11 protein-coding genes are annotated in these 21611 nt (G+C 33.4%); 4 read left to right on the forward strand and 7 right to left on the reverse strand.

Going from position 1 to position 21611, the window contains the following annotated elements; translation table 11 throughout:
* Nucleotides 1–21: 21 nt before the first annotated feature.
* Both ACQ65T_RS02665 and ACQ65T_RS02670 read right to left on the reverse strand, forming a co-directional pair.
* On the reverse strand, nt 22–3366 hold the full coding sequence (locus tag ACQ65T_RS02665; protein WP_430399552.1) for a reprolysin-like metallopeptidase: 3345 nt from the start codon (nt 3364–3366) through the stop codon (nt 22–24).
* 112 nt (nt 3367–3478) lie between these two features.
* Nucleotides 3479–6217, reverse strand: coding sequence for a reprolysin-like metallopeptidase (locus ACQ65T_RS02670; protein WP_430399553.1), 2739 nt, complete (start codon nt 6215–6217; stop codon nt 3479–3481).
* Between the two features lie 126 nt (nt 6218–6343).
* Here ACQ65T_RS02670 and ACQ65T_RS02675 point away from each other — a divergent pair, with 126 nt between their 5' ends.
* From ACQ65T_RS02675 to bioB, 4 genes are all read left to right on the forward strand, one after another.
* A complete protein-coding gene (locus tag ACQ65T_RS02675) occupies nt 6344–7279 on the forward strand; it encodes a bifunctional riboflavin kinase/FAD synthetase (protein WP_430399554.1) in 936 nt (311 codons plus the stop codon).
* Complete coding sequence (locus ACQ65T_RS02680) at nt 7276–8571, forward strand: HTTM domain-containing protein (RefSeq protein ID WP_430399555.1); 1296 nt, start codon at nt 7276–7278, stop codon at nt 8569–8571. The genes ACQ65T_RS02675 and ACQ65T_RS02680 overlap by 4 nt, the downstream gene beginning before the upstream one ends.
* 55 nt (nt 8572–8626) lie before the next feature.
* Complete coding sequence (locus tag ACQ65T_RS02685) at nt 8627–9070, forward strand: hypothetical protein (protein ID WP_430399556.1); 444 nt, start codon at nt 8627–8629, stop codon at nt 9068–9070.
* Between the two features lie 65 nt (nt 9071–9135).
* Nucleotides 9136–10218, forward strand: coding sequence for a biotin synthase BioB (gene bioB / locus ACQ65T_RS02690; protein WP_430399557.1), 1083 nt, complete (start codon nt 9136–9138; stop codon nt 10216–10218).
* 40 nt (nt 10219–10258) lie between these two features.
* Here bioB and ACQ65T_RS02695 read toward each other — a convergent pair whose 3' ends face one another.
* The 5 genes from ACQ65T_RS02695 to ACQ65T_RS02715 form a co-directional block, all read right to left on the reverse strand.
* Entirely contained in the window at nt 10259–11647 is a 1389-nt protein-coding gene (locus ACQ65T_RS02695) for a dipeptidase (RefSeq protein WP_430399558.1), read from the reverse strand.
* A 104-nt stretch (nt 11648–11751) separates the two neighbouring features.
* The gene (locus ACQ65T_RS02700) at nt 11752–16005 is read right to left on the reverse strand and encodes a T9SS sorting signal type C domain-containing protein (protein ID WP_430399559.1); all 4254 of its coding nucleotides are present in this window, start codon (nt 16003–16005) and stop codon (nt 11752–11754) included.
* 152 nt (nt 16006–16157) lie between these two features.
* On the reverse strand, nt 16158–16598 hold the full coding sequence (locus tag ACQ65T_RS02705; protein WP_430399560.1) for a T9SS sorting signal type C domain-containing protein: 441 nt from the start codon (nt 16596–16598) through the stop codon (nt 16158–16160).
* Nucleotides 16561–16896: a hypothetical protein gene (locus ACQ65T_RS02710; RefSeq protein WP_430399561.1), complete on the reverse strand. Its 336-nt coding sequence runs from the start codon at nt 16894–16896 to the stop codon at nt 16561–16563. Before ACQ65T_RS02710 ends, ACQ65T_RS02705 begins: the two co-directional genes overlap by 38 nt.
* A 106-nt stretch (nt 16897–17002) precedes the next feature.
* Entirely contained in the window at nt 17003–21604 is a 4602-nt protein-coding gene (locus tag ACQ65T_RS02715; RefSeq protein ID WP_430399562.1) for a choice-of-anchor D domain-containing protein, read from the reverse strand.
* Nucleotides 21605–21611: the final 7 nt, after the last annotated feature.

A 21611-nucleotide genomic window follows, 5' to 3' on the forward strand; every position in this document is an offset into this window, starting at 1 on the left:
TTTAAATAGCAATAAGAATTATTATTCAATAACAATTTTCTTCATTGTTTTTCTAGAACCATCTTGAACAGTTACAAAATATACTCCAGATTGAACATTATTCAAATTTAATGATTGATAAAACAATCCGTTATTTTGATACGTTTTGTCAAATATTTGCCTACCTCTTACGTCATGAACTCCAATTTTAACTTCATTATTTGAAGTAGAATTAAATTGAACAGTAAAGATTCCATTATTTGGGTTTGGATATATCGCTAAATCTTCTATAGTATTAAAAGACTCTGACGATAATGGTGTAGCGACACAAATATCTAAAGACCAGTTTCCTATTATTCCAGTATCTGCATTCCAATAATCTCTTGCGTGTAAAGTCCAAGTACCTGAAGCGGGTTTACCTGCTAAAGCAGACAATGGCGTATCAGGAGCAAAAGTTCCTGTAGACGCTGTACAACCTGGACTTAACGGAATACTAGGATTTCCATCAGCATAAGTTACACTTACACTCGAAAATTCATTTTCACAGTTATGATTCCATAAATATACAGGAGTCCCATCTGGGTGAGTAATCCAAATCTGTAAATCATCAATATACGGATGTGTAAAAGCTAAATCAACTGTTAAACTATTGATATTACCCGTTAAACTCCCTGGAACAACAATAGTTTTTGTCACAGTTGCACCATAGACTCCTGAACCGGTACCATCAGGTACTGGAAGAGCAGTATTATTAGAAAATACATTCCCACAAACTGTTGTACCTGTAGTAAACATATATGGAGAACTAAAAGTCCCTGAACATCCCGAATTCTTAGGCATAACTCTCCAGAAGTAATCAACTCCTTCAGCTAAGCCAGCAACAGTATACGAGTTTGTAGCAACAGTTACTGAAGCAATTATAGATGAAAAACCTGCGTCAGTTGCTACCTGAACATCATACAATGTTGCAGAAGCATTGGCAGGCCAAGTTAAATTAACCGAAGTACTTTGACCAACTGCTAAATCTGAAGGAGCAGTTAAGTTTTGTGTTCCAAAATTACCACTAATTAAATTTAAATAAAATGGAACTGTTTTCGTTGTAGCGCTAGAAGTTCCAGTTACAACCATTGAATAGAACCCAACAGGACTTCCAGCTGTATTTGTAATTTGCATTGAGATTACACCTGGCGAACTCGTGTTTGCAGGAGTAAAAGTTACCGTTGAACCAGCAGGCTCTCCTGATACTGAAAAAACAGTATTTGAACTAAATCCACCAAAAGTTGAATAATCGAAAGTAAAGGTTGCAGCAGAACCTTGACAAGCGTCTTTATTTTGTTCACCTGCAACACCATTAAATGCAACACCGAATGTCGACGCTGGAGCAGAAATAGTAAAATTAGTATTTGAAATATCATAAAAAATATGATCCCATCCTTTTACCATTACTCGTTTTGTAGCACCTGTATTATTTGGTACTAAAACAGTTTCAGAACCATCATTCGGCACTTTACTAGCCAAAAGAATTGGATAAGTGTTTCCTCCATCATTAGATAAATAAATATCTACATAAGCTGCATTTACTCCATTTGAAGTAGTTCCAGCAACGTTCCAAGTAACAGTTTGATTTGTACCTGCTTGCCATGTTACAGCAGTATTTGGCGAAGAAACTGTAAATGGTCCTGCAGCTGCGTTTGTAGTAACAACCATATTGTCTGTATCTGTTTGACTTTCAATACCAGCATTGTCTCTTACAGTAAAAGAAAAGTTTAAAGTTCTTGAAACAGAACTTAAATACTCAACATTTATTTCTGCACCTGCAGTAAATAATTGATTTGCAATTACTCTAGACAACAAAGGCATATATCTTGATGGTGAAGTTGAAGGTGAATATGATCTCCAGTTAGGCCCAGTTGGCTTATTTGCTCTAGCTCCACTATTTGTTGTTGTCTGACCTGCTCCATCGTCCATTTGTTCCCAACAATACGTTAAAGGGTCTCCGTCTGCATCTGTTGCTGAACCGGTTAAAATAAATGGAGTGCTAATTGGTATTGTATAGTCTCTTCCGGCATCTGCAACAGGGGTATTATTGGTAACTGTTGTTATTGTTGGGCATGTTTTTCCAGTCATATTAGCTTGAACTTGCATAATACTTGCATAATGGAAGTGATCATCTGAATTTGGCTGAACATCTTGAGAAGTAATTCCTGCATAACCCATAATTGTAGAACCAGAACCAGGTTCCACATTCACACCTGAACCTTCATTATTATGTGAAAAAGTATGATTAGCGCCAAATTGGTGTCCTAATTCATGTGCTACATAATCAATATCAAAGGTATCTCCCATAGGAATACCATTTGCAGGAGAAGTAATCCCTGCACCTTTATTTAAATCGGTAGTAGATGATGTATCATCCCGACACACACAACCAATACAGCCTGCATTTCCACCTCCTCCAGATGCACCAAACATATGACCTACATCGTAAGCTGCATTGTTAGCTGCAAGAGGGGTTCCATTTCCTGTTAAATTAGCACTTAATGTATTTTGTAATTGTCTATTCCAACTTGCCAAGGTAGTATATGGATCTGTAGCTGGGTTATAGTAAATAACATTTGTAGATTGATTAACTATTGTCATATGGATTCCAAAATCTTTTTCAAAAACACCATTAACCCTAGACATTGTATTATTAAAGGCAGTTAATACATTTGCTACTTGAGCAGAACTTGTTGCTCCAAAATAGTTTGCATATTCTCCGTTACAAGACATTGCTAGTCTAAAATCTAATAATACTCCCGCACTAGACCTTTGCAAGTTTGTGTTTTTAGGAGTTATTGTTCTTGCTAATTCTTGCTCATTTGTAGAACAAGTAAAAGGCAACTTCCCTTTAACTCTTGAAGAAGAATATACAGCGTAAATTGTATTATCTTGAGAGTATGATTCCATAAACTCACTTCTTCTGTCTGCTCTAAAAGTCATTGTTTGAATTCCACTTGGAGAAATACTTAATCTAACTTGTGCGTATTTATCATCCAATCCTATACCAGCATAAGCTCTAATTTCAGGAAATCGTGACTGAAGTTCTGCATCAAAATTTGATGCTTCAAACATTTCAAATCTTTCTAAAACACCATTTGAATTTGGTAAAGAAATAACAATCCCTTTTCTAGATTTAGAAAAACGATTTGGCACATTTAACAAAGCGGTCTTTAAAAGGTTTAAATCTAGCTTCATTAAAACAAAATCTTGAGGGAAATCATCACGCTCAACATTCTTGTTTTTCTCGACAGTTTTCCCTTGTATAGGGGCCCATGCCTTTTCCGTTTGTCCATAACCCAAAGTTATAAACAAAATGAAAACAGTTAAAAGTAAATTTTTTTTCATTTATTAGTTTTTTTTTGATTTACACAAATATAATACAAAATGTTAATTTACAATTACATCCATAAAAAAAGAGCTGCAAAAAGCAGCTCTTTTAAAATATTAATTTAAAAAATTATTCTACAACAATTTTCTTAACTTCTTTTCTAGCTCCGTCTTGTACAGTTACAAGATAAACTCCAGATTGAACGTTATTTAATTGTAAAGACTCGTTAAATAATCCATTATTTTGGAATGATTTATTATAAATCTCTCTTCCTCTCATATCATGAACATTAACTTTTACTTCGTTAGAAGAGGTTGATGTAAATTGAATGTTGAAAGTACCGTTATTTGGGTTAGGATATAAAGAGAACCCTTCAATTCCAAAATTCTCCGTAGCTAAAACAGCTTGTTGAGTACAAATTTCTATTGACCAATTTTGAATATTTCCAGTATCTCCCGTAAACCAATCTGTTGCTCTTAATGTCCAAACTCCATCTTGAGTTTTTCCATTATAACTAGATAGTAATCCTGGAGCACCCCAAGTTCCAGAAGTTGCAGTACAACCTGTAGTGGGAACTGCTGTATTACCATCTGAGAAAATATACTCCAATGAACCAGGAGCATTATCACAGTTTCTATTCCATAAAGCAACTCTAGTCGCATCCGGATGATCCATTTCAATAACTAAATCTTCTATATAAGTATGTGTAAATCCTAAAGTTACATTAACATCAGAAATATCACCCGCAACAACAGGCACATTTATTGTCTTAGTAACTGTTGCTCCTGGAGTATTTGCTCCAGTACCATCAGGGACAGGTAATGAAGTATTGTTTGTATATGTATTACAAGATGTAGTTATTGTATATCCAACAGCAAAATCAGTTGAATTAACATTAAAGAAAACGTTACCACTAGCTTTTACCATTAATCTACAATAAGGAGCAGGAGTTGCAGGCATTGTTACAGTCTGAGTTCCATCATTTGGAGTTCCAGCTAATAATGTTGACCAAGTAGCACCATTGTCTGTTGTTATTAAAATATCAACATTTGTACCTCCAGCACTTGTATTTGTATTGTTTACTACCCAAGTAACCGTTTGCACAGAACTTGGATCATATGAAATACCTCCTGTATTTTGAGATGTAACTGTTAAAGGACCTCTTGATGCATCCACAGTAATTACCATATCAGCAAAATTTGTTTGACCTTGACCAGCTACATTATCTCTCGCTGTTAATCTAAAATTTAACGTTCTAGCAACTGAACTTAATGCTTCCATTGTAACACCAACTCCTTCAGTTGTAGTGCTTCCGTTCATCACTGAACTTAATCTTGGAAAATATCTTGTTGGACTTGGAGAATCTGGAAAACAAACAAAGTTAGGACCTATGGTTTTAGTTGCACTTGCAGGGCTATTTGCACCTGTGTTACCTCCTGCATCATTGTTTTGCTCCCAAGTATAGGTTAAAGAACCTGAACCTGAAGCAGAACCCGTTAACATAAACGGTGTACTAATTGGAATAGTATAATTAGCACCTGCATTAACCACAGGAGCAGTTTGAATAGTTGTTCTAGTAGGACAAGTTTTACCTACCATATTTGCTTGAACTTGAGCGATACTTGCTGAGTGAAAAACATCGATTGAGTTCATATGAGTATTAAAACCAGTAATTCCAGCATATCCCATTACAGTTACACCACCACCAACTTCTTTGTTTACACCTGTACCTTCAGAAGCATGAGAGAAAGTGTGATTAGCTCCAAATTGGTGACCTAATTCATGAGCAACATAATCTACATCAAAAAAGTCTCCCATTGGAACCGCATCTGCAGGAGAAGTAATACCTCTACCTTTAGTCGATCCATTCCCTGAAGCTAAACCATCTACACAAACACAACCAATACAACCTGCATTTCCACCACCACCATCTGCACCAAATAAATGACCTACATCGTAAGCAGCATTATTTGTAGCTCTTGGTGTTGCAGGGCCTGTCAAAGTAGTATTTAAAGTTTGTTGTAATTCCGTATTCCAATTAGCCATATTAGCTGAAGGAGAATAAGGATCCGTTGCTGGGTTGTAAAAAATTACATTATTATTTGAAGCTACAATATTCATGTGAATACCAAAATCAGTTTCAAAAATTCCGTTTACTCTTGTCATAGTTGCATTAAATGCAGCATTTACAAGTCCTACTTGTGCAGCACTAGTTGCGCCAAAGTAATTTGCATATTCACCTGTACAAGAAAGCGCTAATCTAAAAGTCAACAACTCGCCTGAACTAGATCGAGAGATTTGACCTTTATCAGTTAAATCTTGAACTAAATCTTGCTCTGGTGTAGAACATGTAAAAGGAAGTTTACCTTTCACTCTTGAAGAACGATAAACAGAATAAATACTTCCGTCTTCAGAATATGGCTCCATAAATTCAGTCCCTTTACCAGCTCTGTGAACCATAGTTTGAATTCCTTTTGGATCAATACTCAATCTTACACGAGCAAATTTGTCGTCAATACCATTTCCTGCGTAAGAACGGATTTCAGGGAATTGCGCTTGTAAATCTGCATCAAAATTTGAAGCTTCAAAAACTTCAAATCGTTCCAAAACTCCTTCAGCATTTGGTAAAGAAATAATAACTCCTTTGGCGTTTCTAGAAAAACGATCAGATGCTGATGAAAGTGTTTGTTTCAATATTGAAACATTTAACTGCATCAATTTAAACTCTTGTGGAAACGTCTCTCTTTCAACATTTATATTTTTTTTAATGTCTCGAGACGTTACTTTTGACCAAGCCTTTTCAGTTTGTGAAAAACCTAAGTTAAACACTAAAAATGAAAAAACTGATAATAGTAATGTTTTTTTCATCTTGGTTAATTTTATGATTAATAAACAAATATAACAAAAAAATTGTCTTTTGTTTAAAAAACAAAAAAATATACTCAAAAAATCCAACATTTAAGAATCAAATTATAAATTTGTAAAAAAAATAAATTGAAATCTTTCAATAATTTAAATAGCTTAAAAACACCGTTAAGAAAAACCGTTATAACCATTGGTACTTTTGACGGAGTTCACATTGGACATAAGTTTGTACTTAAAAAAGTTGTTGAGTTAGCCGATAAAAAAAAATTTACAAGCACTGTTCTCACTTTTTTCCCACATCCAAGAATGGTCTTACAGCAAGATTCTTCAATTAAACTCTTAAACTCTATTAAAGAAAAGGAAGAGTTACTAGCCCAAGTTGGGATAGAAAATCTTATTATACATCCGTTTGATTTAGAGTTTTCAAGATTAAGTGCAGAAGATTTTGTAAAAGAAGTTTTAGTAAATAAATTAAATGTTGGTATTATTATTATAGGGCACGATCATAGATTTGGCAGAAATAGAACTGCTAATATTGATGATTTAATTGAGTTTGGGAAAGAGTATGGTTTTGAGGTTCAAGAAATTTCAGCGAAAGAAATTGACGACATTGCAATCAGTTCAACAAAAATAAGAACAGCTCTCTCAGAAGGAAACATTTCAAAAGCAAACAAATATTTAGGATACAATTATTTTCTCTCAGGAAAAGTTGTCTCAGGGAGACAAGTTGGAAGAACAATTGGATTCCCAACAGCTAATATTGAGGTTTTTGAAAATTATAAATTAATTCCAAAAAACGGCGTTTACATCGTTTCAAGCGCCCTAAATAAAGACAAGTATTTTGGAATGATGAACATTGGTATTAACCCAACTGTTGAAGGTTTAGAACAAACCATAGAAGTTCACTTTTTTGATTTCAATAATGATTTATATGATAAAGAAATTAAAATTGAAATTCATTCTAGAATAAGGGATGAAAAGAAATACAATTCACTTGAAGAATTAAAACTTCAATTAAAAAATGATGAGTTTACTTCAAGAGAATTTATCAAAAATAATTTATGAAAAAATTTATTTTTAAATCAATAGATAACTCTCCTCTGGTTGTATTTAGAATATTTTTTGGTTTTTTAATTGCATGTGAAAGTTTTGGAGCGATAATTACTGGTTGGGTTAAAAAAGTTCTTATTGACCCTCAATTTACTTTTTCATTCATTGGTTTAGAATGGCTTCAACCACTGCCTAATAATTTAATGTATGTTTATTTTATTATTATGGGATTGGTCGGAATTTGCATAATGTTAGGATTTAAATATACCTATGCAATAAATACATTTACATTTTTATGGGCTGGAGTGTATTTTATGCAAAAATCTTCCTATAATAACCATTATTATTTATTACTCTTGATAAGCTTTTGCATGATTTTTCTGCCAGCGAACAAATACAAATCATTAGATGTAAAGCTTGGTTTTATTGAAAGAAAACTAACCATGCCTAATTGGGTTTCCTTACTTTTCATAACTCAAATAATATTAGTTTATTTTTACGCTTCTATTGCAAAACTATACCCAGATTGGTTAGACGGAACATTTACTAAAAATTTATTACAAGGGACAACATCAAGGCCTTTCTTTTTGGAACTATTTTCTCAAAAATGGTTTTACTTGTTCATCGCATATGCTGGAATTTTATTTGACCTGCTAGTAGTCCCGATGTTACTTTACAAAAAAACAAGAACATTTGCGTTAATTTGCTCTATAGTATTTCATATCTTCAATTCAATCACATTACATATAGGAATATTTCCATTTTTTGCCTTAACGTTTATTTTATTTTTTTACGAACCTGAAACCATTAGAAATTTATTTTTTAAAAACAAACCCGTTTCTATAAATGAAAGCTTAGATTTCTCTTCTTTAAAAATACTAAAATATCTTTTTATTCCCTTCTTAGTGATACAGCTAATACTTCCATTAAGACATCATTTTATTGAAGGAGATGTATTTTGGACTGAAGAAGGACATAGATTAAGTTGGCGAATGATGCTAAGAGAACGCTCTGGCTACATTGTAATTAAAATAAGAGACAACAAAACAAAGGAATCTTTTATTTACGATTACCATAAAAACTTATCTAGTAAACAAGCGAGACAGCTTGCAACAAAACCAGATTTTATATGGCAATATTGTCAAAAAATTAAAGAAGAATTTAAAGACAAAGACATATCAATATTTATTGACTGTAAAAACTCTATAAACAGAAAGCCTTTAAAAACCTTAATTGACCCAAATGTTGATTTCACAAAAGCAGATTGGGATTATTTTTTTCACAACGACTGGATAATTAATTACTGATTTTCAATTGTTTACATTTTTTTTCGTAACTTTAATTGTCTAAAATCAATGTATTATGAAAAATGTAACAGAACTTAGAAACGGATTTATAATTTTTTTAGGAATTGGGCTTTTCTTTCTAGCAATGGATTTTTTTGGACTTTCAAATAAGAATTACTTAAGGGCACTAAATGCATTTATTGTAATCTATGGAATAAATAAAACCATAAAGATGAATTTAAATAACGGAATTACCGATTATTTAGAAAATTTTATTTCAGGGTTTAAAACAGGCATTATAGGGGTTTTGCTGGGAATAATTGGACTGATAATTTACATATACATTAAAGGAGGAGAGTCTTATCTTTCCACGTTATCCAATACCTTTTTCTTCCTTGGAAAAACAAATATTATCATGTACTGTAGTGTTTTATTTTTTGAAGGTGTAGCATCAAGCCTTATAGGATCTTTTGTTCTGATGCAATATTGGAAAGATGTTGTTATAAATCCAAAATATTAATTACAACTTATATTTTTTTATTCTTATAAAGTAATTTGTTACTTTTGGAGGATAAATAAAAAAGTATGATTTCACCTAGACATAATTGGACAAAAGAAGAAATAATTGCTATTTATAATAAACCATTAATGGATTTATTATATGAAGCTGCATCAATTCACAGAGAACATCATGACCCAAATGTGGTTCAAGTATCTACTCTATTATCAATTAAAACAGGTGGTTGCTCTGAAGATTGTGGCTATTGCCCTCAAGCTGCCCGTTATCACACGGATATTGAAGGAAACGATTTAATGTCAGTTTCTCAAGTAAAAGCACAAGCTTTACGTGCAAGAGAAGCCGGAAGTTCACGTGTATGTATGGGAGCTGCTTGGCGAAATGTTAAAGACGGAAAAGAATTTGACGATGTTTTGGAAATGGTACGCACCATAAATAAACTAGACATGGAAGTTTGTTGTACTTTAGGTATGATTACCGAAAATCAAGCACAACGTTTAGCGGAAGCAGGTTTATATGCTTATAATCATAATTTAGATTCTTCAGAAGAGTATTATAAAGAAGTAATTTCAACAAGAGGTTACCAAGACAGATTAGATACTATTGACAATGTTCGTAAAACGAATGTTACGGTTTGTAGTGGTGGAATTATTGGAATGGGAGAAAACATTGAAGACAGAGCTGGAATGTTAGTTGCTTTATCAACATTAAATCCACAACCAGAATCTACTCCTATTAATGCTCTTGTTGCAGTTGAAGGAACTCCTCTTGAAGACCAAAAGCCAGTTTCAATTTGGGAAATGGTAAGAATGGTTGCTACAACAAGAATTGTAATGCCCGAAACACAAGTGCGTTTATCTGCTGGAAGAACACAAATGAGTAGAGAAGGACAGGCAATGTGTTTCTTTGCCGGTGCTAATTCAATTTTTGCTGGAGACAAACTTTTAACAACTCCAAACCCTGATGTAAATGAAGACATGAAAATGTTTGAGTTATTAGGATTAAATCCACAAAAACCATTTACAAAGAAAGTTCAACCTCAAACGGTTGAAGCAGAGGATTCAGCTTTTGAAGCTTTAGGAGAAAAACCAAAATGGTCAAGACCCGGGCATACAATCGAGAAAAACCTGAAAGCATCAGGTAAATTATAAATAATAAAAAAGCGCCTTGAAATTTCAAGGCGCTTTTTTATTATTTATTCATTTCGGTAAAATACTTATAAAACAACGGAATAGTCTCAATTCCTTTTAAGTAGTTAAAAACCCCGAAATGCTCGTTTGGAGAGTGAATCGCATCGCTGTCTAAACCAAAGCCCATTAATATAGTTTTACTTTTTAATTCCTTCTCAAATAGAGCCACAATAGGAATACTTCCGCCAGAACGAACTGGTATTGCCGGAACTCCAAATGTTTCCGTATACGCTTTGTTTGCAGCTCTATAACCTACACTATCAATTGGCGTAACATATCCTTGACCTCCATGATGTGGTTTTACCACAACTTTTACAGAGTCTGGTGCTATACTTTCAAAATGTTTTTTAAACAATTCTGTAATCTCTTCCCAGTCTTGATTTGGAACTAAACGCATAGAAATTTTAGCAAAAGCCTTACTTGCAATAACTGTTTTTGCTCCTTCTCCGGTATAGCCGCCCCAAATTCCGTTTACATCTAAAGTCGGACGAATAGAATTGCGTTCATTTGTAGTGTATCCTTTTTCACCATAAACATCTCCAATATCGATAGATTGCTTATATTTTTCTAATGAAAAAGGTGCTTTAGCCATTTCAGCTCTTTCTCCTAATGATAATTCTTCAACGTTATCATAAAAACCAGGAATTGTAATATGATTATTTTCATCATGTAATGAAGCAATCATTTTGGTTAAAATATTAATTGGGTTTGCTACTGCTCCACCATATAAACCAGAGTGTAAATCTCTATTTGGACCCGTAACTTCAACTTCAACATAACTTAAACCACGTAAACCTGTTGTTATTGAAGGCTGCGTATTTGAAATCATTCCAGTATCTGAAATTAAGATAACATCATTCGCTAATTTCTCTTGATTGCGTTCTACAAACCAACCTAAACTTTTCGAACCTACTTCCTCTTCTCCTTCAATCATGAATTTTACATTACAAGGCAAAGTATTTGTAGCAATCATGTATTCAAACGCTTTCACGTGCATATACATTTGGCCTTTATCATCACACGCTCCACGTGCAAAAATAGCGCCTTCCGGATGAATGTCTGTTGTTTTAATTACAGGCTCAAAAGGTGGTGATGTCCAAAGTTCAATAGGATCTGCTGGTTGTACATCATAATGTCCATACACTAAAACTGTAGGCAACTCTTTGTCGATAATTTTTTCTCCATAAACTATTGGATACCCAGGAGTTTCACATAATTCAACAAAATCACAGCCTGCTTTTTCCAAACTAGCTTTTACAGCCTCTGCAGTCATAATTACATCGTGTGAATAAGCGCTATCTGCACTAACAGAAGGGATTTTTAATAATTCTATTAATTCGTCTATAAATCGTTGTTTGTTATCTTGAACGTATTGCTTAATATTTTCCATATGCTATTTAATGATTTATCCAAAATTACAAAAATGTTTTATTTTTAAAGCAATAAAAAAGCCCAATCATGTGATTGGGCTTTCTTTATTAAAATTAAACGGAGTTAAAAGATTACTTTTTTATCAACTTGTTGACCGTTATCTAAAGTAATTTTAATGATTAATGTCTGATTAGAAGATGGAATTGAAGAAATTACAAGTTCTAAATCATTTACATTTTTATTAGAATAGATTACTTTACCTAAAATATCATAAGCTTCTACCGATTTAATAGTTGCATTTGAAGAAACAATATTTAAAATTCCATTTGAAGAATATGCATTTACTAAATTAAAATTTTCAAAGTCATCAGAACTTAAAACAGCATTTTTATAAACCAATTCAAACCTATCATTAAAAACTCCAGCTTGAGAATTAAATGAATAATTTCCTTGCTTAACATCGTGAATTGTTCCTGTTAAATTGTCTTTTATAAAAACATCTTGCGCAGTGAATAATCCATCAAGGTTTTCTAAAGCAATTTCATAGTTTCCAGCTTCAATAACTTTTAATCCTAATGGAACAATATCTTCATCTGAAAAAGGCAACGCTCTTCCCTGAATAACATATTCATTATTAGAAATTATATTGTACAGCATTGTCTTAGATTTATCTAAAACTTCACCATCAATTAATTGGTCAACTCCAGAAGAAGCTCCATTAATATAACCCACTAATATTTGATTATAATCTATATCTGTCCCTTTTAAATTCAACCAAATTCTATGTTTCTCAGTTGTAGACCTGTTGTTATTTGATTCATTTCTAAAAAACTGTGTACTCACATTTGCCTCTCTTCTAATTTCATTTTCAAAAAACACATTATTTGCAGTACTTGTTTGAACATAAAACCCTTGACCTGTTTGAATAGTTCCATTTGGTATTATAGAACCTCCTTGAGAAGCAGCTCCACCTAAGATAGTATATGAAGCAAAATTATTAACCGGATAAGAACCACCGCTTGCCGCAACTCTATGTGTCCAAAAATATAAAGTATTCAATCCTGGATTTGTAATTAAAATTCTATTTGCATCAATTGGTGATGGATATGGGTTACCTAAAAGGTTATACCCTATTCCAACAGGAACAGATACCTTTCCATTAGTTGGGACACCTGTAAACACCCCATTATGAACAGCAGGAATAGTAGGAGATGAATTATCTGCCGAACGAATCATATAACCTTTACCAACTTGAAAATTTGTTGTTGCTGTTACTGATTGATATGCTGTAGGTGTAGTTGTACCCGTATATAAATACTGGTAAAATCTATTTGGCAATGTATTTGGTGAAAAAGATTGTAATTGTTGACCCACAACTGGAGAAGACCAAGCTGTGTAGTCTTGACGAATCATAGATTCAGAATTTCTTTTTACAATTACATTTCCAGTATTTACTGCTGAGCTTGAATATTGCACTAAAGCAGCATTATTTTCAATAGTAAGTGAAGCACCGCTTGCAACAGTAACCGCTTCTCCAACTTTAAGAGAATGACCCGGATTAATAGTAACCTGAGCCGTCCCATTTACCGTGAAAGAACAAGCTTCTATATCTCCAGTTGAAGATAAATTTCCATTTATTATTGCTGCTACTCTTTTATTTGGAGATCCATTATTCCATGAAGAACCATTCCATGTTGTAGTTGAACTTCCGCATAACCAGAAATCACCAGTAAACATTCCTCTACCATATGTTGCAGCTAGGATAGTATTATCTGCAGATCTATAATCGAAAGAATGCACTTTAACGTCCTTCATACCATTATTAGAACGTCTCCAATTTGGAGTAGCACTATTAAAATTTGTAGTATACCAAACCCCTAGTTCAGTTCCAATTATTACTTCATTTGAAGCAAATGGGTTCTGTAAAATACATTTTACCGGTAAATTAGGTAAATCTCCTTCTTTATTTTGCCAAGTAGATCCACCGTTTGAAGTATACCAAACACTTGGGATTCCGTAATTATGAAAAGTAACGAAAATATCATTTTCAGTTGCCCCATACCTAACATCTGAAACAGCTCCTAACCATGATCCATCTCCAATTGAAGTATATGTAGGTTGACCACCTGGAGGACCAGTAACTGCTCCGTTTGCTTGATCAATTCTAAGCAATCTTCCATTTGCCAATCCAACTAAAATCCTATTACCTGTATGCGGTGAATATCTAAATGCTGTAGGCACATCATTTAAAAGAGCATTTGTTAAAGTTGCTCTTGTTGTTAAACTTGCACCGGAATATCTATAAATTCTATATGTTGTGCCATTTGTTCCGTTTGCATATAAGATATTAGCATTACTATCCAATTCACATTGATTAACAAAGTCCCCATCAGCTTGATTATTAGTAATTTGGTTTAAATAACCTCCATTTATATTAAAACGATAGTAAACATTATATACATATGAGGTAACCATAAAACTATCTTGTTGATCAATAAAACAATAAAAACCATCTCCACCACTAACCTCGGTTGCTGATCCTTGACCAACAGGAGCGTTATTAATAAACTGGGAACCGTTATCTTGTGCACCAGCTAATAATTTTTGCGTTCCGCCTGTTTGGTTAATACCTGCCTTTACAAATTGAGCCGTATTATAACCATTATTTCTTTCAGAAATTGTTCCTCCTGAATCATTAGAGTAATAAATTCCACCATCATTTCCGAAAATTACTCTTGTCTCTTGTCCTGGAGCAAATGCAATACAATGTTGATCTGAGTGCATACCATCAAGAGAACCATTTGTTGAACCAGGATTTACCGTCCAATCTGTTAATTGCGTCCACATAGACGAAGCTGTTGAACCATAAGCGTTCGTAGTTCTGAATACTTCAATACCACCCACATACACTTCACTATCATTTGTAGGGTTCATTCCAATCATTAAGTCATAAAATGCCTGTCCACGACAAAAATCATTTGCGGCAGGAGGCTGATTTCCTATACTAATTGGCAATCCTATTGTTGTATTGTTTGCAACAAAACCATCAGTTGATCTTCTAATTTCTGGTAATCCTGTAGCTCCATTTTCTAATAAAGCATACATTCTACCTGCAGTTTGTTTTGAACAAACGATTTCAACTCGACCACTTGTTCCAAAATCTCTTATTAAAGTCCAATTCGTACCGTTTGTACATCTATAAACTCTTCCACCGCCTGCTCCGGTACCATAACTATATTTAGTCCCCATCATTAGATTTCCATTTGCAGCAATATCAAAAGTATTTGGAGCACAATAAACCCCTGCAGAGCTCTCTAATGCAGCATTAGTTTGTCTTGTAAAATTAACTCCATCTGTACTTTTATATAAACCTATAGCATTTAATCCTAACCAAGACCAACCTGCACCACCAGATCCTGAAGTTACTTCCTCAGTATAGGCCATAGCGTCAGCTCCAAAATAAACCTCAGTTAGACCTGTAGATGGGTTGTTCCATGCAATTATATCTTGAATATATACTATGTTATTGTTAATATTTGCAGTTGCTGCACCAAAAATGTTTATCCAATTTTGACCTCCGTCTATGGATTTATAGACTCCATTTCCATTTACAGCCCCCCAAGTATATACTTCACCTGTACCTAAATACATAATATTTGGGTCGTTTGGATCCACAGTAATTGAAGAAACTGCTAAATTTGAAGGCACACCTTCTACTTGAGTCCAAACTGAAGCTGCTGAAGTAATGTTATTGTTTACCCACAAACCTCCACTAACACCACCTGCAAAAACCTTAGTAGTGCTCCCTGGCGCATACATAATAGCGCGTGTTCTTCCTCCTACATTATTTGGCCCTCTTTCAACCCATTGATTGTCAAGACCATCACCTGGAACACGACCTAGCCTTTCTTGTTCAGCTAACTCCATTTGTAGTTGTAAAACCGCTTCAGGTTCTGGTCTACCAAGATTAGGATTAGAAGAATAAAGCCATTCTTGCTCATAGTAAGCATTAGGCGGAATTCCCATTGCTTTTCTTTCTTGTTTTGGCAACACTCTTAACTTAGCAAAAGGATGATTACGTAAAAAGTTTGAATATTTTTTTCTTAAAAACTCAATTGAATCATTTGAAACTAAAGAAGTCTCTTCCTTACTTGTATATTTAATTTGAGAATTTGTTGCAACTATATTTGTATTTTCAGAGTTAAGATTTTTATCTAAATTCTTTTCACTAATAGTTTTTTCTTCAATGAATGTAGAAGTATTAGAATCTGTTTTTAATGTTTTAGTTTCAATTTTTTGATTAGCAGAATAATAAGCAACACTACCCAAGGCTATAAAAGTCAGAAATACACTAATTTTTAGTAATGATTTTTTCATATAAATGTAAATTTGGTAATCAAATGTAGCATTTTTTAGTTTAATTTTTTAGTATAAAATATTTTATTTAACAAAAAAATTACTAATCCTATTATTTTTAACAAATAAGCCCTTAAGTTTCCTTAAGGGCTTATTTTATTAAACTATTAAATTTAGAAAATTACTTTTTTAGTAATAACCTCGCCAGTTATAAGTTTTACTTTTATAAATAACGCTTGATTATTAGCATTTATTGAAGTGATAGAAAATTCTTTCTCTCCTATATTCTCATTTATAAATATCGTTCTACCTAATACGTCAAATACATTTACAGATGCAATATTTTCTTTTGATGAACTTATTTCAATTTGATTATTTTGAGTATAAACTAAAACATCATTGTTGTTTACAACATCATTACTTGATAGAACACCAGACTTATAAACCAATTCAAATCTATCCTCAAAAGTTCCTGCTTGTGTTGAAAACTGATATTCCGATTGTTTAATATCGTGCAATATATTAGTATACATATCTTTTAAGAAAACATCTTGAGCTGTAAATAAACCATCAATATTATCTAATTTTAGAAAATTGAGATTGAAGCGTTTCATCAAAAGTTGATGCTTCAATAATTCTATACTCAACTAATTCTCCGTTAGGGTTAGGTATAGAAACAATAACATTAGAAATACCTCTAAATGTATCTCTGTTTGGAACGTTTATTAATTGACTCTGAAAAGTTTGGTAATCAAATTGAAACAACTTATAATCAGTTGGCAAACTTGATCTTCTAATTTTCTCTAAAGATTCGAACTTAGGTTTTTCAACGTTTGTCCAAGCAGTTTTTTCTTGTGAAAAAGAGAAGTGAAAGAAAAACAAAACAAATAGGCTAAGTAAAATTTTTTTCATTTTTTTTGATTTGGGGTTATATATCAAGAAACAAATAAAAATAAAAAAACGAAAAAAGCAACTCAAACTGAGTTGCTTTTATATGAATATATTAGGGAAAATATTTCTAGAATAGAACTTTTCGGCTTATTTTAATGTCATTTTCTAAAACAATGTTAACGATTAATACATTATTTGATTTAACGATTTCATCAACAAAAACAGAATTAGAATCCAGATTTGTCTTAGAAACTAAACTTCTTCCAAGTACATCAAAAACTTCAATATTTTTAATTTTTAAGTTATTCGAAACTATTTGAATGTTTTCGTCAGAAATGACAAACAATCCATTATTATTAAATTGATCATCCTCGTTGTTTAATCTTCCATCAGTATATCTTAAAACAAATCTTTCATTATTTACACCTGAAAAAGCATAAAAACTGTAAGGACTTTGTCTTAAATCGTGAATAATATTTAATTCTTTATCTTCTAGGTAAATATTTTGCCCTCTTTGAAAAAGACCATCTACTGTCGCAATTGAAATACTGTGTGTTCCTGTAGAAGAGGTTTTAAAACCAACTGAAACTTTATCTTCTTCAATAAATGAAGCCCTACCTTGTATTGTAAAAATATCTTCCCCAATTAAGGTGTAAAAGTTTTGAGCACTTTTATAATCAGCAATAGCGTCATACATTCTATCTCTAAGGTTTGTTGCATCAGTTATGTAAGCTACCAAAGCTCTTGTAACTTCTCTTGTTGGAGAAGTAAAGTCTAACCAAATTCGGCTTTTTTCAACCTCAACACGGTTGTCATTTGTAGGCTTATAAAACTGACTGTTGGAATAACCTTTATCTCTCATCGAATTATTAAAAGTTACCGTCTCTGAACTTGCTGCGCCCGCATTCATTAAAACAAAGAATCCTTGTCCTCCTCCAACAACACTTAATGTTCCAGGTCCACTTGTAGCTCCAGCTCCATTTATTGCTACATAGTCTCCTGCAGTATAATTAGAAACAAAATTGTCATAAAAAGGATCGGAAATACCAGTACTTGGAGAAGTTCCATGTGTCCATAACCTTACAAACCCATCAATATTAGTATTTGTTGTTAAAAACGTATTTATACTTATTGCAGATGGATAAGGATTCCCTAATAAATTCCAATTATCATCTGTATCGGTTCTCATAATTCCATTTGGACCAGCTGTTCCTGAACCTAAATTACTTCCTCTAGAAATTGCTGGTGTATATACTCCATTTCTTGGAACTCCTATAAAATTTCTAGAAAAAACATCACGCATAATATATCCTATACCCGATTGCATTGCTGTACTTGCAGCACCTATCCAATACCCTTGACCCCCATTTGGATTTGCAAACGTAGGCGACCAAGTGTATATATATCCTGTTGGAGTGTTAACTCCATTAACTGGTGAAGACCAATATACATAATCCAATGCCACACCAGTAGTGCTTCTTTGGTAAGAAACATTTCCAGTATTGACTCCTGAATCATCAACTTGAACTAATGAACCATTATTTAAAACATTAAGCGTACCGTTTACGGTTAAATTATATTGAATTTCAACATACTCAGCATCTTGAATATCTAATGTAAAGCCAGTATTAACTAATAAACTACAACATTCAATATTTCCATTTACTGTAGTATCATAATTACCATTTATAGTTGCAAAAGAAGTAGATGTAGGAACACCATTACTCCAAGTTAAACCATTCCATGTTGTTGAAGAACCTCCTACACCAATTATTGTTGCGTTAGATGCAACATAACAAGTAGCTGTGTCTTCCATAACTTGGCAATAATATTGATAACCTTCAAGACCTGTAATATCTGAAATGGTCATATCGGCTGTGGTAACATTTGAATAAATTCCTCCATTTGTTAGAGAAGTCCAACCTGCAGCACCTGGACTATTAACAAACCACTGGTATGTTAAACCAGACCCTCCTAATACGGCCTCTGTACCTACAACACTTAATGTTACACTATTAGTACCGCAATTAAATGCATAAGCTGGTGAAGTTGTTAAAGGAGGATTTCTTATTCCCTCATAACTATCCACTAATGAATAGTCATCACTACAACTATTAAAATCAATAATATCCCAATCTGTTGAAACGAAAGTTGTACTCGGTAACGGAGTAGCTGTAGCTTTACGTTTAAAATCATAACCTGCTGAACCTAATCCAAGCGCATTAATCCAATTTGTTCCATCACAAACCCCCCAAGTATCTATAATCGTACCTAATTTTGCTAAATGGATACAATCATTGTTATTTACTCCACTTGAAACATCTACTTGATCTGCTAAACTTCCATCTCCTCCCACAACTCCACATGACGAACCAACACTAGTTGCTAAAGTAAAAGAATCTCCAGGAGCCAAAGTACCTGTTAAAGGAATATCATCACCCGTAGTGCTCCCATTATTTCTTATGTATATTTCATAATCTGTCATGTCAATTACAGAAGCAGTACCATTAAAAATTTCAATATATGATAACGAACCTGTTGAAGCATCAGTAACTTCTGATATAAACAACTCTGTAATTCCAACTGCTGCAGTATCACAAGTGGTTTTATCATCTGTAATTACCGTAAACGTTGAATAGGATAGGTCACAACCTAAAGTGTCTTGAATTACTATATTTCCTGAAGTAGCACTTGCAGGTACAGTTGCTCTAATTTCTGTATCAGAAACAATTGTAAATGAAGCATTTAAAGCCCCAAAACTAACTGTGCTTGCAGTTAAAAACCCTAAGCCGTTAATTGTAACAATTGTGTTCGATGGACCAGTTGTTGGTGAAATTGAACTTACTGACAAAGTTGGAGTACAAGTAATTCCTTGACCTTGAATGTTAAAATTATATGGGTTTTCATCAGCATCATTGTTGTCAATAGACAAAGTTGCAGTTCTTAAACCTAAAGCCGAAGGCTGAAAAGTTATTTCAAAAGTTGTAGTCCCAGCAGCTGCAATTGTTCCCGAAGGAACAACAGAAACACTAAAATCAGCAGCATTTGCACCTGATATAACAACATAAGGTGTAACTCCTGTTAAAGTTAATGGGTCAACTCCAGAGTTTTCAATTGTAAATGTTTTTACTATTGTATTTCCAACTAATTCACTTCCAAAATCTGTATCGTCTAATAATGATGGAGTTGTGTCTCCGTCAACAATTGAAATACTATTACCTTGAATATCTATTTCGGGAATTATAGGTGTTCCGCATATTACATATACATCGTCAAATGATAAATTCCCCGCACTTCTATTATAAGTAAATCTAAACTGTGTGAAACCAGATATTAATGCTGGTGATGTTCCAGAATTGTATGTATAGGTTGTACCAGTTGTAGGTAAGTTATTGATATTCTCAATTGTTATCCATGAACCATTAAAACCTTCAACTAATAATGAAGATAAAGCATCTGTTCCTTGCCCTTTAATCCAAAAAGACAATTCAGTTGCATTTGTGAATGTTGAAGTAGTAACTGCATCATTAGTTGCATTCATTTGTAATGATGGTGATGAATTTCCAAAATTACCTGCAGAAGTATAAGTCCCCCCGATTGAAGTAAATGTCCAACCAACTGGAGCGGTAGTGCCTGAATCAAAACCTTCATCTATACAAGGTCCCGTTGTAATAGTAATAACTAAAGTTTCAGTATCTGTACCATAAGCATTAGTAGCGCTTATTGTAACATTATAAACCCCCGCTGTAGCTACAGAACCTGTAATTTCTCCAGTTGTTGTATTAATTGATAAACCCACTGGCAAACCAGTAGCATTATAACTTGTAGGAACATTAGTAGCTATAATATTGTATGTAAAAGCTGCTCCTTCATTTGCTGAAGCAGTTAAAGAACTTGTAATTACAGGAGGAGAAGTATTTAACCATTGTGCATATAAGCTAGTATTAGCGGTTATATTAAACGTGTTTCCTCCTACATAAGAAGTTCCGCTTCCATCAGCGGCAGTATTCCAGCCGTTAAAAGTGAAACCTGTTAAACCTAAGCTTCCTGTATTACCTAAAACGGTAACAGGATCTCCTGAATTATATACCGTAGCATCTACCGGAACTGAACCACTATCGTTACCGTTACCATCGTAGGTTACTGAGTAGGTTGTAGAAGCAGAATACACAGTACCATTAACAACAATATCATCTCCAGTAAAATCTCCAATTCCCCCAGAACCTCCTGTAGATTCTGCATACATATAAACTCTATATGTAACTGCAGAAGAATTTCCAACCTGAGAAAAAGTAAAAGTAAATGTTTGTGTTGAAGTATTATCAGTTATTAAGTATTCCGTATCTAAATCACTTGTAAAACTATCTGCTGAACTCCTTAAAGCAATAGCTCTAGGCCCTGTTGCTGATCTTTGCAAACTTATCACAATAGATGTCACGTCAAAACTATAGGTTGCATTTGGGGTAATGGTAAATTCCATATAGTCATTCCCGCTAACAGCATTTGCTATTGAAGTCAATGCCCAATTAGTAGCATTAAATCTACCCCCATTTCCGGCTGCTGTTAAACCTGCCCCTCTACTTATTGTTGAAGAAGAAAGATTAACATCATTAAAGTTAGATGTTGCAGTAGCTTCTGCACCTCCTAAAGCAGAAAACTCAAAGGTTAGTATCTGCCCCCAAGAAAGAGCACTAAATAAAAAAGTAACTAATAGTAATCTTAATTTCATTTTTTTA

Origin of the sequence: Flavobacterium sp. (assembly GCF_965284515.1) — a bacterium.
In the GTDB taxonomy this organism is placed as follows: Bacteria; Bacteroidota; Bacteroidia; order Flavobacteriales; family Flavobacteriaceae; genus Flavobacterium.

Bases quoted from the DNA above. Each gene is read 5' to 3' on its own strand.
- bioB (WP_430399557.1), top strand. From the start codon at position 9,136: ATGATTTCACCTAGACATAATTGGACAAAAGAAGAAATAATTGCTATT.
- ACQ65T_RS02685 (WP_430399556.1), top strand. From the start codon at position 8,627: ATGAAAAATGTAACAGAACTTAGAAACGGATTTATAATTTTTTTAGGA.
- ACQ65T_RS02715 (WP_430399562.1), bottom strand. From the start codon at position 21,604: ATGAAATTAAGATTACTATTAGTTACTTTTTTATTTAGTGCTCTTTCT.
- ACQ65T_RS02695 (WP_430399558.1), bottom strand. From the start codon at position 11,647: ATGGAAAATATTAAGCAATACGTTCAAGATAACAAACAACGATTTATA.
- ACQ65T_RS02700 (WP_430399559.1), bottom strand. From the start codon at position 16,005: ATGAAAAAATCATTACTAAAAATTAGTGTATTTCTGACTTTTATAGCC.
- ACQ65T_RS02665 (WP_430399552.1), bottom strand. From the start codon at position 3,366: ATGAAAAAAAATTTACTTTTAACTGTTTTCATTTTGTTTATAACTTTG.
- ACQ65T_RS02670 (WP_430399553.1), bottom strand. From the start codon at position 6,217: ATGAAAAAAACATTACTATTATCAGTTTTTTCATTTTTAGTGTTTAAC.
- ACQ65T_RS02680 (WP_430399555.1), top strand. From the start codon at position 7,276: ATGAAAAAATTTATTTTTAAATCAATAGATAACTCTCCTCTGGTTGTA.
- ACQ65T_RS02705 (WP_430399560.1), bottom strand. From the start codon at position 16,598: ATGAAACGCTTCAATCTCAATTTTCTAAAATTAGATAATATTGATGGT.
- ACQ65T_RS02710 (WP_430399561.1), bottom strand. From the start codon at position 16,896: ATGAAAAAAATTTTACTTAGCCTATTTGTTTTGTTTTTCTTTCACTTC.